The organism is Pseudomonas sp. FW305-25, assembly GCF_017351415.1.
Lineage (GTDB): Bacteria > Pseudomonadota > Gammaproteobacteria > Pseudomonadales > Pseudomonadaceae > Aquipseudomonas > Aquipseudomonas chlororaphis.
In genome coordinates this window covers 1-12,999 of sequence record NZ_JACNDE010000034.1, presented here as the reverse complement: position 1 = coordinate 12,999, position 12,999 = coordinate 1, and the positions used below count along the sequence as shown (strand labels likewise).

General features: G+C 59.7%; 12 protein-coding genes. 3 read left to right on the top strand and 9 right to left on the bottom strand.

The window, feature by feature from the left end; genetic code table 11:
* Positions 1 to 29 precede the first annotated feature (29 nt).
* The 5 genes from purB to J4E58_RS24965 all read right to left on the bottom strand — a co-directional run bounded on the left by purB (position 30) and on the right by J4E58_RS24965 (position 6,132).
* Complete coding sequence (gene purB, locus J4E58_RS24985; RefSeq protein ID WP_087091621.1) at positions 30 to 1,400, bottom strand: adenylosuccinate lyase; 1,371 nt, start codon at positions 1,398 to 1,400, stop codon at positions 30 to 32.
* A gap of 126 nt (positions 1,401 to 1,526) precedes the next feature.
* Positions 1,527 to 2,150 (bottom strand): high frequency lysogenization protein HflD, encoded by a 624-nt coding sequence (hflD, locus tag J4E58_RS24980; RefSeq protein WP_007929193.1) that lies wholly within the window; start codon positions 2,148 to 2,150, stop codon positions 1,527 to 1,529.
* Positions 2,147 to 3,271 carry a tRNA 2-thiouridine(34) synthase MnmA gene (gene mnmA, locus J4E58_RS24975; RefSeq protein WP_087091620.1) on the bottom strand — a complete coding sequence of 375 codons (1,125 nt, stop codon included), beginning with the start codon at positions 3,269 to 3,271 and terminating at the stop codon, positions 2,147 to 2,149. The genes hflD and mnmA overlap by 4 nt, the downstream gene beginning before the upstream one ends.
* Positions 3,272 to 3,342: 71 nt before the next feature.
* Complete coding sequence (locus tag J4E58_RS24970) at positions 3,343 to 3,789, bottom strand: NUDIX hydrolase (protein WP_087091619.1); 447 nt, start codon at positions 3,787 to 3,789, stop codon at positions 3,343 to 3,345.
* Between the two features lie 117 nt (positions 3,790 to 3,906).
* On the bottom strand, positions 3,907 to 6,132 hold the full coding sequence (locus J4E58_RS24965; protein ID WP_087091618.1) for an NADP-dependent isocitrate dehydrogenase: 2,226 nt from the start codon (positions 6,130 to 6,132) through the stop codon (positions 3,907 to 3,909).
* Positions 6,133 to 6,637: 505 nt separating this feature from the next.
* Here J4E58_RS24965 and icd point away from each other — a divergent pair.
* Complete coding sequence (icd, locus tag J4E58_RS24960; protein ID WP_007929208.1) at positions 6,638 to 7,894, top strand: NADP-dependent isocitrate dehydrogenase; 1,257 nt, start codon at positions 6,638 to 6,640, stop codon at positions 7,892 to 7,894.
* A 90-nt stretch (positions 7,895 to 7,984) separates the two neighbouring features.
* Here the strand turns inward: icd and cspD are convergent, their stop codons facing one another.
* Positions 7,985 to 8,242, bottom strand: a complete 258-nt coding sequence (gene cspD / locus J4E58_RS24955; protein WP_009044583.1) for a cold shock domain-containing protein CspD — start codon at positions 8,240 to 8,242, stop codon at positions 7,985 to 7,987.
* A 226-nt stretch (positions 8,243 to 8,468) separates the two neighbouring features.
* Between cspD and clpS the strand changes: the two genes are divergently transcribed.
* Both clpS and clpA read left to right on the top strand, forming a co-directional pair.
* Entirely contained in the window at positions 8,469 to 8,831 is a 363-nt protein-coding gene (gene clpS, locus J4E58_RS24950) for an ATP-dependent Clp protease adapter ClpS (protein ID WP_009044582.1), read from the top strand.
* Positions 8,832 to 8,860: 29 nt separating this feature from the next.
* Positions 8,861 to 11,131, top strand: a complete 2,271-nt coding sequence (gene clpA / locus J4E58_RS24945) for an ATP-dependent Clp protease ATP-binding subunit ClpA (RefSeq protein WP_007929214.1) — start codon at positions 8,861 to 8,863, stop codon at positions 11,129 to 11,131.
* A gap of 122 nt (positions 11,132 to 11,253) precedes the next feature.
* Here clpA and infA read toward each other — a convergent pair whose 3' ends face one another.
* From infA to aat, 3 genes are all read right to left on the bottom strand, one after another.
* A complete protein-coding gene (gene infA, locus J4E58_RS24940) occupies positions 11,254 to 11,472 on the bottom strand; it encodes a translation initiation factor IF-1 (protein ID WP_002553999.1) in 219 nt (72 codons plus the stop codon).
* Positions 11,473 to 11,572: 100 nt separating this feature from the next.
* A complete protein-coding gene (locus tag J4E58_RS24935; protein ID WP_087091617.1) occupies positions 11,573 to 12,280 on the bottom strand; it encodes an arginyltransferase in 708 nt (235 codons plus the stop codon).
* Positions 12,281 to 12,337: 57 nt separating this feature from the next.
* A partial coding sequence (gene aat / locus J4E58_RS24930) for a leucyl/phenylalanyl-tRNA--protein transferase (RefSeq protein WP_207255338.1) occupies positions 12,338 to 12,999 on the bottom strand: 662 nt, incomplete at its 5' end.

Sequence of the window (12,999 nt, the reverse complement as noted above, 5' to 3'; positions counted from 1 at the left end):
CTGCCGGGCGTCAAAGGTCTTGCCATCGATCAGATGCGTTTGGCTTGCGCCGCGGCATTGCCGATGTAGCTGGCCGGGGTAAGCTTTTTCAGCTCGGCCTTGGCGGCTTCAGGCATTTCCAACGCGTCGATGAAGGTCTGCAGTGCTTCAGGGCTGATGCCCTTGCCGCGCGTCAGTTCCTTGAGTTTTTCGTACGGGTTTTCGATGTTGTAGCGGCGCATCACGGTCTGGATCGGCTCGGCCAGGACTTCCCAGCAGGCATCCAGGTCTTTGGCGATTTTCTGGGCGTTGAGCTCCAGCTTGCTGATGCCTTTGAGGCTGGCCTCGTAAGCGATCACGCTGTGGGCGAAACCGACGCCCAGGTTACGCAGGACGGTGGAGTCGGTCAGGTCGCGCTGCCAGCGGGAGATCGGCAGTTTGCTCGCCAGGTGCTGGAACAGTGCGTTGGCGATACCCAGGTTGCCTTCGGAGTTTTCGAAGTCGATCGGGTTGACCTTGTGCGGCATGGTCGAGGAACCGATTTCGCCGGCGATGGTGCGCTGCTTGAAGTAGCCCAGGGAGATGTAACCCCAGATATCGCGATCGAAGTCGATCAGGATGGTGTTGAAGCGCGCGATGGCGTCGAACAGCTCGGCGATGTAGTCGTGCGGCTCGATCTGCGTGGTGTACGGGTTGAAGCTCAGGCCCAGCTCGTCTTCGATGAAGGCGCGGGCGTTGGCTTCCCAGTCGATTTCCGGGTAGGCCGACAGGTGTGCGTTGTAGTTGCCCACGGCGCCGTTGATCTTGCCCAGCAGTGGCACGGCGGCGACCTGAGCGATCTGGCGCTCCAGGCGGTACACCACGTTCGCCAGTTCTTTGCCCAGGGTGGTCGGCGAGGCCGGCTGGCCGTGGGTACGCGACAGCATTGGCACGTCGGCGAAGCGCAGGGCCAGTTCGCGGATAGCCCCGGCGGTCTGGCGCATCAGCGGGAGCATCACTTCGTCGCGGCCTTCGCGCAGCATCAGGGCGTGGGACAGGTTGTTGATGTCCTCGCTGGTGCAGGCGAAGTGGATGAATTCGCTGACGTTGGCCAGTTCAGGCAGCTTGGCGGCCTGTTCCTTGAGCAGGTACTCGATGGCCTTGACGTCGTGGTTGGTGGTGCGTTCGATCTCTTTGACACGCTCGGCGTGCTCCAGAGAGAAATTTTCCGCCAGAGTGTTCAGTACAGCGTTGGCCTCAGCGGAAAACGCTGGCACTTCGCTGATGGCGGAATGGGCGGCCAGGCGCTGGAGCCAGCGCACTTCGACCAGGACACGAGCACGGATCAGGCCGTATTCGCTGAAAATGGGGCGCAGGGCCTGGGTTTTGCCGGCGTAGCGGCCGTCAACAGGGGAAACCGCAGTGAGCGAAGAGAGCTGCATGGGGTGTTCTCGGACAGTCGGGCAACGAAATGGGGCGCGTATCATACATGAAAATATCCGCCGGTCCGTTGCCAACTGACCAGCGTCTTACGCGTTACTGACTACAAAAGGTCTTGCGGGCGCAGTTCAGCTGCTGCGCATCAACGGATAAAGCTCTTTGAGCAGTTTGCGGCGGCTGATCACCAGCTGCCAGCGGTGGCCGCCCAGTTGGCGCCACAGCCGCGCCGAACGGATGCCGGCCAGCAGCAGGGCGCGGATCTTCGAGGCATTGCTCGGCTGCTGCAGGTTGCGCATGTCGCCATGCACCTGGATCCTCTGGCGCAAGGTGCTCAGGGTGTCCTGATACAGCGAGCCGCAAGCGGCAACCACGTTTTCGTGGGCCGGGCCGAAATGTTCGACCTGGGACTGAATCTGCGGCAGGCGCTTGCCGATGATTTCCAGCAGGTCGTCGCGCTTGGCCAGCTGGCGCTCCAGGCCGAGCATCGACAGGGCGTAGCGCAATGGTTCGCGCTGCAGGGTGCTGGGGTCGCGTTCCAGGGCGCCGATCAGGGCGCGATAACCTTCACGCAGGTTGATGTCGTCGCCACCGTAGACTTCCAGGGTGTCTTTCGGGTCGCGGATCAGCAGGCTGCCAAGCATGCAGCTCAAGGCTGCTTCGGTGACCTGGCCGGTCTTGGCGATCTTGTCCACCAGCACGGCGGCGAGAAACACGCCGCCCAATGCCGTCAGTTGCTCCTGGGTCGGGCTCATGCCTTGCTGCTCCAGGGTTCTGCGACTTCGATCACGCCGCCGCCCAGGCAGGTTTCGCCGTCATAGAAGACTACGGATTGGCCGGGGGTGACCGCGCGTTGCGGGTCATCGAAGGTGGCACGGTAGCCGCTGGCGGTCTGTTCCAGGGTGCAAGGCTGGTCGCTCTGACGGTAGCGCACTTTCGCGGTGAGGCGGCGCGGCTGGCTCAGGTCGATCGGGTTGACCCAATAGATGTCGGAGGCGAGCAGGGCGCGGGAGAACAACCACGGGTGATCGTTGCCCTGGCCAACGATCAGCTCGTTGTGCTCCAGGTCCTTGATCAGCACGTACCACGGCTCATCGCCGGCGTCCTTGAGGCCGCCGATGCCCAGGCCCTGGCGCTGACCGATGGTGTGGTACATCAGGCCGTGGTGGCGGCCGATCACTTCACCTTCGGTGGTCTTGATCTCGCCGGGCTGGGCCGGCAGGTATTGCTTGAGGAAGTCGCTGAAGCGTCGTTCACCGATAAAGCAGATACCGGTGGAGTCCTTCTTCTTGGCGGTGGCCAGGTCGTGTTTCTCGGCGATCGCGCGGACTTCGGGCTTTTCCAGCTCGCCAACCGGAAACAGGGTCTTGGCGATCTGTTCGCCGCCGACGGCGTGCAGGAAGTAACTCTGGTCCTTGTTCGGATCCAGGCCCTTGAGCAGTTCGGTGCGCCCATCGATGTCGCGGCGGCGCACATAGTGGCCGGTGGCGATCAGGTCGGCGCCGAGCATCATGGCGTAGTCGAGGAACGCCTTGAACTTGATTTCACGGTTGCACAGGATGTCCGGGTTCGGCGTGCGGCCGGCCTTGTATTCGGCCAGGAAGTGCTCGAACACATTGTCCCAGTACTCGGCGGCGAAGTTGGCGGTGTGCAGCTTGATACCGATCTTGTCGCACACGGCCTGGGCGTCCGCGAGGTCGTCCATGGCGGTGCAGTACTCGGTTCCGTCGTCTTCCTCCCAGTTCTTCATGAACAGGCCTTCCACCTGGTAACCCTGCTCCATCAGCAGGAGGGCGGAAACGGAAGAGTCCACGCCGCCGGACATGCCGACGATGACGCGCTTCTTTTGGGTGTCAGAAGGGGCTGGATCACGCATAGGAATTCAACGGGTGTCTTGAAAAAGGACGCGATTCTAACAGGCTGAGGCCTGCAAGGCTAAAACTGCGGTTAAAGCGACGGACGGATCAGCTCGAGGCTGTGCAGTTGGCCGGCCAGATAGTCGTCGACACAGCGGATAATCAGCTCGCTGCGCCATTGCGGGCGCAAGGCCAGCAGTTCGTCGCGGCTCAGCCAGCGCGGGCCGATGATGCCGTCGTCCAATTGATAGTCGGGGTGATGCCTGAGCGGTTTGCCGGCAAAGCAGACGCGTTGGTAGGTCACGCCATTGCTGGGGGCGGTGTACAGGTAGATGCCGACCACGCCGGTCAGCTCGATGTCCCAGCCGGTTTCTTCCAGGGTTTCGCGAATGGCCGCCTGGAGCAGGCTTTCGTCCGGGTCCAGGTGCCCAGCGGGCTGGTTGAACACCGCCTGCTCGCCCTGGAACTCCTCGACGAACAGGAGGCGCCCCTGATCCTCAACGATGGTGGCGACGGTGATGTGGGGTTGCCATTCCATATATAAAGCTCCGTCTTGAGTGGGTGGACATCATAAGGCGAACGCCAGTCCTACAGGTGTTGTCCAAAAAGCACAAACCCCGGCACCTGGCCGGGGTTTGTATGACAGCGGTGTTGCTTAAGCCAGCGCAGCGATAGCCGCGTTGAGGGTGGCGCTTGGGCGCATGGCCTTGCTCACCAGCTCAGGGTTGGCGCTGTAGTAGCCGCCGATGTCCACTGGCTTGCCTTGAACGCCGTTGAGTTCGGCGACGATGGTCGCCTCGTTCTCGGTCAGGGTCTTGGCCAGGGTGCTGAACTGCGCTTGCAGGGCGGTATCTTCAGTCTGGGCGGCCAGGGCCTGGGCCCAGTACAGCGCCAGGTAGAAGTGGCTGCCGCGGTTGTCGATGTTGCCGACTTTGCGCGATGGCGACTTGTTGTTGTCCAGGAATTGACCGGTTGCCTGGTCGAGGGTCTTGGCCAGTACCAGTGCTTTCGGGTTGTTGTAAGTGTTGCCCAAGTGCTCCAGGGAAGCGGCCAAGGCCAGGAACTCACCCAGGGAATCCCAGCGCAGGAAGTTCTCTTCCAGCAGCTGTTGTACGTGCTTCGGAGCCGAACCGCCGGCGCCGGTTTCGAACAGGCCGCCACCGTTCATCAGCGGCACGATCGACAGCATCTTGGCGCTGGTGCCCAGTTCCATGATCGGGAACAGGTCGGTCAGGTAGTCGCGCAGCACGTTGCCGGTGACGGAGATGGTGTCCTTGCCTTCGCGGGTGCGGGCCAGGGTGAACTTCATGGCATCGACTGGCGACATCACGCGGATGTCCAGGCCGGCGGTGTCGTGATCCTTCAGGTAAGCCTGGACCTTCTCGATCATCACGCCGTCGTGGGCACGCATCGGATCCAGCCAGAAAATCGCTGGCGTGCTGCTGGCGCGAGCGCGGTTGACGGCCAGTTTGACCCAGTCCTGGATCGGCGCGTCCTTGGTCTGGCACATGCGGAAGATGTCGCCGGCTTCGACGGCCTGTTCCAGCAGCAGGTTGCCCTTGCTGTCGGTAACGCGAACGACGCCGTCAGCCTTGATCTGGAAGGTCTTGTCGTGGGAGCCGTACTCTTCGGCTTTCTTCGCCATCAGGCCAACGTTCGGCACGCTGCCCATGGTGGTCGGGTCGAAGGCGCCGTTGGCCTTGCAGTCTTCGATCACGGCCTGGTAGATGGTGGCGTAGCAGCGATCCGGGATCAGCGCCTTGGTGTCGTGCAACTGGCCGTCGGTGCCCCACATTTTGCCGGAGTCACGGATCATGGCTGGCATCGAGGCGTCGACGATCACGTCGCTCGGCACGTGCAGGTTGGTGATGCCTTTGTCGGAGTTGACCATGGCCAGGGCAGGGCGCACAGCGTAGACAGCCTGGATGTCGGCTTCGATCTGCGCTTGCTGCTCCGCGGGCAGGGCCTTGATGCGGGCGTACAGGTCGCCGATGCCGTTGTTCAGGTTGAAGCCGATCTGGCTCAGCACGTCGGCGTGCTTGCTCAGGGCGTCCTGATAGAACTCGGCAACGATCTGGCCGAACATGATCGGGTCGGAAACCTTCATCATGGTGGCTTTCAGGTGCACCGACAGCAGTACGCCTTGCTTCTTGGCGTCTTCGATCTCGGCGGCAACGAAAGCCCGCAGGGCCTTCTTGCTCATGACTGCGCAATCGAGGATCTCGCCGGCTTGTACGGTGGTTTTTTCCTTCAGGACGGTAGCGTTACCGTCTTGAGCGATCAGCTCGATCTTCACAGTGTCCTGGGCGTCGATCAGGGCGGCTTTTTCGCTGCCGTAGAAATCGCCCTGGCTCATGTGAGCGACGTGGGACTTGGAGTCTTTGGCCCAGGCGCCCATTTTGTGTGGGTGCTTGCGCGCGTAGTTCTTGACCGAAAGCGGAGCGCGGCGGTCGGAGTTGCCTTCACGCAGGACCGGGTTCACGGCGCTGCCCTTGACCTTGTCGTAGCGCGCCTTGGTGTCTTTATCGGCGTCGCTGGTCACGGTTTCCGGGTAGTCCGGCAGGGCGTAGCCCTTGGCTTGCAGCTCTTTGATCGCGGCCTGAAGCTGCGGTGCCGAAGCGCTGATGTTCGGCAGCTTGATGATGTTGGCTTCAGGCGTTACGGCCAGGTCGCCCAGCTCGGCCAGGTGGTCCGGTACGGCTTTGTCGCCCAGCAGCTCCGGGAAGCTGGCAAGAATACGCCCTGCGAGAGAGATGTCGCGGGTTTCCACGGCAATATCAGCGGAAGCGGTGAAGGCTTCGACGATAGGGAGCAGCGAGTAGGTGGCGAGGGCGGGGGCTTCGTCGGTGAAGGTATAGATGATCTTCGAGCGGGTGGGCATATTCGGATTAACTCTCTTCTTTGCTAAAGCGTGCGCAGAAACTCGAGGGGGCGCCGGGTAAGCGCGTTCGTTCAAAGTCATCCGTGAACCGAATGTCGAGGTTTCTTCGCGGTGATGTTGGGTGCATCAGTCGAGCGTCAAGCGGGTGGGCTGCGGTAACAACCCGGCTTTGGGCGGAAAGTCTCGGCTCCTTTTTTCCAGTAGCAGAGCGCTCAGCCGTCGTGACTCTGTGGTCAGCGGCGGCATTATACATAGGTAGCTGGCAAAACGCCGACGGTTCATATGCAACCGATCTCGTCCATTGGTCTAAAGGTCGCAGGCGGGGTGGCGGCGTAGAGTCCTCCACAGTGCTCAAGTTTGGCGCTTTTCCCTTTGCTTTCAGGCTTGTAGGCCACGAACTGCGCAGCCTTCACGGCATATGAGCGGAACATGAGGTTCCCGTCCAGATTCAACTGGGGTACGCTCGAACGCAGCCAGATGTTCAATCCACACAACGGAGTTCAGCATGGGATACAAGAAGATTCAGGTTCCAGCAGTCGGCGACAAAATCACCGTCAACGCAGACCATTCTCTCAATGTTCCTAACAACCCGATTATCCCTTTCATTGAAGGCGATGGTATTGGCGTTGATATCAGCCCGGTCATGATCAAGGTTGTCGATGCTGCTGTTAAGAAGGCCTACGGCGGCGAGCGCAAAATCTCCTGGATGGAAGTCTATGCCGGCGAGAAAGCAACTCAAGTGTACGACCAGGACACCTGGCTCCCTCAGGAAACCCTGGACGCAGTCAAGGATTACGTGGTTTCCATCAAGGGCCCGCTGACCACTCCGGTAGGTGGTGGTATCCGTTCCCTGAACGTAGCCCTGCGTCAGCAGCTTGACCTGTATGTGTGCCTGCGCCCGGTGCGCTGGTTCGAAGGCGTGCCGAGCCCGGTGAAGAAGCCTGGCGATGTCGACATGACCATTTTTCGTGAGAACTCGGAAGACATTTACGCCGGTATCGAATGGAAGGCCGGCTCCGCCGAAGCCACCAAGGTCATCAAGTTCCTCAAAGAAGAAATGGGCGTCACCAAGATCCGTTTCGACGAAAACTGCGGTATCGGCGTCAAGCCGGTTTCCCTGCAGGGCACCAAGCGTCTGGCGCGCAAAGCGCTGCAATATGTGGTCGACAACGACCGCGATTCGCTGACCATCGTGCATAAAGGCAACATCATGAAGTTCACCGAAGGTGCCTTCAAGGAGTGGGCCTATGAGGTGGCGGCGGAAGAATTTGGCGCGACGCTGCTCGATGGCGGCCCGTGGATGCAGTTCAAGAATCCGAAAACCGGCAAGAACGTGATCGTCAAGGACGCCATCGCCGATGCGATGCTCCAGCAGATCCTGCTGCGTCCGGCCGAATATGACGTGATCGCGACCCTCAACCTGAACGGTGACTACCTGTCCGACGCACTGGCGGCTGAAGTGGGCGGGATCGGCATCGCTCCGGGCGCCAACCTGTCCGACACCGTGGCCATGTTCGAGGCGACCCACGGTACGGCGCCGAAGTACGCGGGTAAGGACCAGGTGAACCCGGGTTCGCTGATCCTGTCCGCGGAAATGATGCTGCGTCACATGGGCTGGACCGAAGCGGCCGACCTGATCATCAAGGGCACCAACGGCGCCATTGGTGCCAAGACCGTGACCTACGACTTCGAGCGCCTGATGGAAGGCGCCACGCTGTTGTCGTCTTCGGCGTTCGGCGATGCGCTGATCTCTCACATGTAAATTGACACGCTCCAAATGAAACGGCCGGCTCAATCGATTGAGCCGGCCGTTTTTTTATGACTGTTTTTTATGACTGGATGCTGAAGATTTTCAGCTCAGGGCCGTTTCCTGGTAGGAGGGGGCTGCGGCGGGGGTGTTCTGGGTCTTGATGGATTGGATTTTCACGGCGTGCAGGCCCTTGGGTCCTTGAGTGATCTCAAAGCTCACGGCCTGGCCGGCTTTCAAGGTTTTGTAGCCTTCCATCTCGATGGCCGAGTAGTGGGCGAAAAGGTCGTCGCTTTTACCCTCCTCATTAATGAAGCCATAACCCTTGGCGTTGTTGAACCACTTGACCTTGCCGCTTGCCATGCTCATATCCCTCTGCAACAGACTCCATCACTGGAGTATCATCCAGTTCATCCGTACCGGAATCCGAAAATATAGGATTGACGGTACGGACCTTTATTACCCAATGTGGGCTCTATTGGTTGTAACACCGTTTTGCCGATAGTCAAGGTGACCCGGCGGTCGGAGTTGAAATCCCCCTGGAGTGCCCCCACCACTGTATTTGCTCAACTAACGAACCTTTCTTTCCATGCATGCAATCAGCCAGATTCGACTAACATTCAATCAGGATCGCCCGGATTTCCAAGACGACGATTCCGCTGGCTTGGCTGTACAGGAAGCTAAGCCGACGTTGCAGGCTCCGCCGATGTACAAGGTGGTTTTGTTCAATGATGACTACACACCGATGGATTTCGTCGTCGAAGTGCTCGAGGTGTTTTTTAACCTGAATCGCGAGCTGGCGACCAAGGTAATGCTGGCCGTTCACACAGAAGGACGGGCAGTATGTGGATTGTTTACCCGCGACATCGCCGAGACCAAGGCCATGCAGGTCAACCAGTACGCCAGGGAAAGCCAGCATCCGCTACTCTGTGAAATCGAGAAGGACGGTTAACGCCGACCACTTGGGTATGAGGTGAAGCTATGTTAAACCGCGAGCTCGAAGTCACCCTCAATCTCGCCTTCAAAGAGGCTCGTTCGAAGCGTCATGAGTTCATGACCGTCGAGCACCTCTTGTTGGCTCTTTTGGATAATGAGGCCGCCGCCACCGTTTTGCGTGCCTGCGGAGCAAACCTCGACAAACTCAAGCACGACCTGCAGGAGTTCATCGACTCCACCACGCCGCTGATTCCTGTGCACGACGAGGATCGTGAAACCCAGCCAACCCTGGGCTTCCAGCGTGTGCTGCAACGTGCTGTCTTTCATGTGCAGAGCTCGGGCAAGCGCGAAGTGACCGGCGCCAATGTGCTGGTTGCGATCTTCAGTGAGCAAGAGAGTCAGGCGGTGTTCCTGCTGAAACAGCAGAGCGTTGCCCGCATCGATGTCGTCAACTACATCGCCCATGGCATCTCCAAAGTGCCGGGGCATGGCGATCATTCCGAAGGTGAGCAGGATATGCAGGACGATGAAGGCGGTGAGTCTTCCTCTTCAGGTAATCCGCTGGATGCTTATGCCAGCAATCTCAATGAGCTGGCGCGCCAGGGGCGTATCGACCCGTTGGTCGGTCGTGAGCAGGAAGTCGAGCGTGTGGCGCAGATTCTTGCGCGTCGGCGCAAGAACAACCCGCTGCTGGTGGGCGAGGCCGGGGTCGGTAAAACGGCCATCGCCGAAGGTCTGGCCAAGCGCATCGTCGACAGTCAGGTGCCTGACCTGTTGGCCAGCAGCGTGGTGTACTCCCTGGATCTCGGCGCGTTGCTGGCAGGTACCAAATACCGCGGCGATTTCGAGAAGCGTTTCAAGGCGTTGCTGGGCGAGTTGAAGAAACGTCCGCAGGCGATCCTGTTCATCGACGAGATTCATACCATCATTGGCGCCGGGGCGGCGTCCGGTGGGGTGATGGATGCCTCGAACCTGCTCAAGCCGCTGCTTTCCTCGGGCGACATCCGTTGCATCGGTTCGACCACCTTCCAGGAGTTCCGTGGAATTTTCGAGAAGGACCGGGCCTTGGCTCGCCGTTTCCAGAAGGTCGATGTGTCCGAGCCTTCGGTAGAGGACACCATCGGTATTCTGCGCGGCCTCAAGGGGCGTTTCGAGCTGCACCACAGCATCGAGTACAGCGATGAGGCATTGCGCGCCGCCGCCGAACTGGCGTCGCGTTATATCAATGACCGGCATATGCCCGACAAGGCGATCGACGTGATCGACGAGGCGGGCGCCTATCAGCGTCTGCAGCCTGTCGACAAGCGCGTAAAACGCATAGAGGTCGCTCAGGTCGAGGATATCGTGGCGAAAATCGCGCGGATTCCGCCGAAACACGTCACCAGTTCCGACAAGGAGCTGCTGCGTAACCTCGAGCGCGACCTGAAGCTGACGGTGTTCGGCCAGGATGCAGCGATCGACTCGCTGTCGACCGCGATCAAGCTGTCCCGTGCCGGCCTGAAGTCGCCGGACAAGCCCGTCGGTTCGTTCCTGTTCGCCGGGCCTACCGGTGTCGGTAAGACCGAGGCTGCACGGCAGTTGGCCAAGGCGCTGGGTATCGAACTGGTGCGTTTCGACATGTCCGAGTACATGGAGCGTCACACCGTGTCGCGTCTGATCGGTGCGCCTCCGGGTTATGTCGGTTTCGACCAGGGCGGTTTGCTGACCGAAGCGATTACCAAGCAGCCTCACTGCGTATTGCTGCTCGATGAAATCGAAAAGGCCCACCCGGAAGTCTTCAACCTGCTGCTGCAGGTGATGGACCACGGCACCTTGACCGATAACAACGGGCGCAAGGCGGATTTCCGCAACGTGATCGTGATCATGACCACCAACGCAGGTGCCGAGACCGCGGCGCGGGCTTCCATCGGGTTCACTCATCAGGATCACTCTTCCGATGCCATGGAAGTGATCAAGAAGAGCTTCACGCCGGAATTCCGTAACCGTCTGGACACCATTATCCAGTTTGGTCGCCTCAGTCATGAGGTCATCAAGAGCGTGGTGGACAAGTTCCTTACCGAACTGCAGGCGCAGCTGGAGGACAAGCGCGTTCAGCTGGAAGTCACCGATGCGGCCCGCAGCTGGCTGGCGGCTGGTGGTTACGATGTGACCATGGGTGCTCGTCCTATGGCACGCCTGATCCAGGACAAGATCAAGCGTCCGCTGGCGGAGGAGATACTCTTTGGCGAACTGGCCGAGCATGGCGGTGTGGTGCACATCGACATCAAGGATGGCGAGCTGACCTTCGAGTTCGAGACCACTGCAGAAATGGCCTGACCAGCTGCAATAAAAAAAGGCGCCGCAAGGCGCCTTTTTTATATCTGTTCTGTAGGCAGGCAGAGTAAATCGCGGGTAAACAAAAACGCCCGGCATGGGCCGGGCGTCTTGTATTGACTTGCTTAGCGAGCGCGGTAAGTGATGCGCCCTTTGCTCAAGTCATAGGGCGTCAGTTCGACGCGCACTTTGTCACCGGTAAGAATACGAATGTAGTTCTTGCGCATCTTGCCGGAGATATGCGCGGTTACGACGTGCCCATTTTCCAACTCCACACGAAACATGGTGTTGGGCAGGGTGTCGACGACAGTGCCTTCCATTTCGAAGCTGTCTTCTTTCGACATGCAGTAAAGCCCTCGGTGTCCAATGAATGGCCCGGTGCAACTGCGCCAGGCAAAAGCGGCGTGCATTGTGCCCGAAAAGTGGGGTTCAAGCCAAGGGCTTCTAGTTCAGGATGACCCATCTCTGGTTAATCAGCAGCTCAATGGGCCGATATTGGGTCTTGTAGTTCATCTTTTTGCAGTTCTTGATCCAGTATCCGAGGTAGACCGCGTCCAGACCCAGGCGCAAGGCTTCGCCGATCTGCCACAGAATGGCGTAGCGGCCGAGGCTGCGGCGCTCTTCATCGGGTTCGTAGAAGGTGTAGACCGCGGAAAGGCCATTGGGCAGCAGATCGGTGACGGCCACGGCGAGCAGGCGCCCATCGAGGCGGAACTCGTAGAATCTGGAGAAGGGCAGATCGCGAACCAGAAAGGTCGAGAACTGATCGCGGCTGGGTGGGTACATGTCGCCATCGGCGTGGCGTTGCTCGATATAACGCTGGTAAAGGTCGAAATACTCTTCGCTGAACCCCGGTTTGGCAGGCTGGACTTTCAGGTCGGCATTGCGTTTGAGAATACGTTTTTGCTGACGATTGGGTACAAACTGCGCGGCAGGAATGCGTGCCGGAACACAGGCATTGCAGTTCTGGCAATGCGGCCGGTACAGGTGGTCGCCACTGCGGCGAAAGCCCATTTCCGACAGATCTGCGTAGACATGCACATCCATGGGCTGACTAGGATCGAGGAACAGCGTGGTCGCCTGTTCTTCGGGCAGGTAGCTGCAAGAGTGGGGCTGAGTGGCATAAAACTTCAAACGCGCCAACTCGGTCATGAATCAACCCTCGGGATTAGCTTTGAATTAAGTGTAAGCCACACCGGCAAAACCCGCCTAGGAAACCCATATGGCGCGGCTGGGCTGGTCCAGATGGCGCCGCAGATAGCCGGCGAACTCCTGGCGGGGGATGGCGCGGGCGCCCAGGCTGTGCAAGTGGTCGGTGGGCATCTGGCAGTCGATCAGGGCGAAGCCCCATGCCCGTAAATGTTGGACCAGCGTGACGAAGCCGAATTTCGACGCATTGTCGGCCCGACTGAACATCGATTCGCCAAAAAACAGCTGGCCCATTGCTAGCCCATACAGCCCGCCCACCAGCAAACCCTGATCCCAGACTTCGACCGAATGGGCATAACCGCGCTTGTGCAGTTCAAGGTAGGCATCCTGCATCGATTCGGTGATCCAGGTGCCGTCGGCATAAGGGCGTGGCGCCGCGCAGGCGCTGATGACCGCGGCAAAATCCTGATCGAAGGTGACCTGGTAGCGTTGCTGGCGCAGCAGCTTGCCCAGGCTGCGGGATACATGCAGTTCGTCTGGAAATAACACTGTGCGTGGGTCGGGTGACCACCAGAGGATGGGCTGGCCTTCGGAAAACCAGGGAAAGCAGCCGTGGCGATAGGCCTGGATCAGCCGGTCGGCCGACAGGTCGCCGCCGGCGGCCAACAGGCCGTTGGGGGTGCGCAGGGCCTTTTCCAGCGGGGGAAATTCGAAGGTGTTGC

Coding starts and splice junctions, on each gene's coding strand:
- clpS (WP_009044582.1), top strand. CDS start 8,469: ATGCATGCAATCAGCCAGATTCGACTAACATTCAATCAGGATCGCCCG.
- J4E58_RS24965 (WP_087091618.1), bottom strand. CDS start 6,132: ATGCCCACCCGCTCGAAGATCATCTATACCTTCACCGACGAAGCCCCC.
- clpA (WP_007929214.1), top strand. CDS start 8,861: ATGTTAAACCGCGAGCTCGAAGTCACCCTCAATCTCGCCTTCAAAGAG.
- hflD (WP_007929193.1), bottom strand. CDS start 2,150: ATGAGCCCGACCCAGGAGCAACTGACGGCATTGGGCGGCGTGTTTCTC.
- icd (WP_007929208.1), top strand. CDS start 6,638: ATGGGATACAAGAAGATTCAGGTTCCAGCAGTCGGCGACAAAATCACC.
- cspD (WP_009044583.1), bottom strand. CDS start 8,242: ATGGCAAGCGGCAAGGTCAAGTGGTTCAACAACGCCAAGGGTTATGGC.
- purB (WP_087091621.1), bottom strand. CDS start 1,400: ATGCAGCTCTCTTCGCTCACTGCGGTTTCCCCTGTTGACGGCCGCTAC.
- J4E58_RS24935 (WP_087091617.1), bottom strand. CDS start 12,280: ATGACCGAGTTGGCGCGTTTGAAGTTTTATGCCACTCAGCCCCACTCT.
- mnmA (WP_087091620.1), bottom strand. CDS start 3,271: ATGCGTGATCCAGCCCCTTCTGACACCCAAAAGAAGCGCGTCATCGTC.
- infA (WP_002553999.1), bottom strand. CDS start 11,472: ATGTCGAAAGAAGACAGCTTCGAAATGGAAGGCACTGTCGTCGACACC.
- J4E58_RS24970 (WP_087091619.1), bottom strand. CDS start 3,789: ATGGAATGGCAACCCCACATCACCGTCGCCACCATCGTTGAGGATCAG.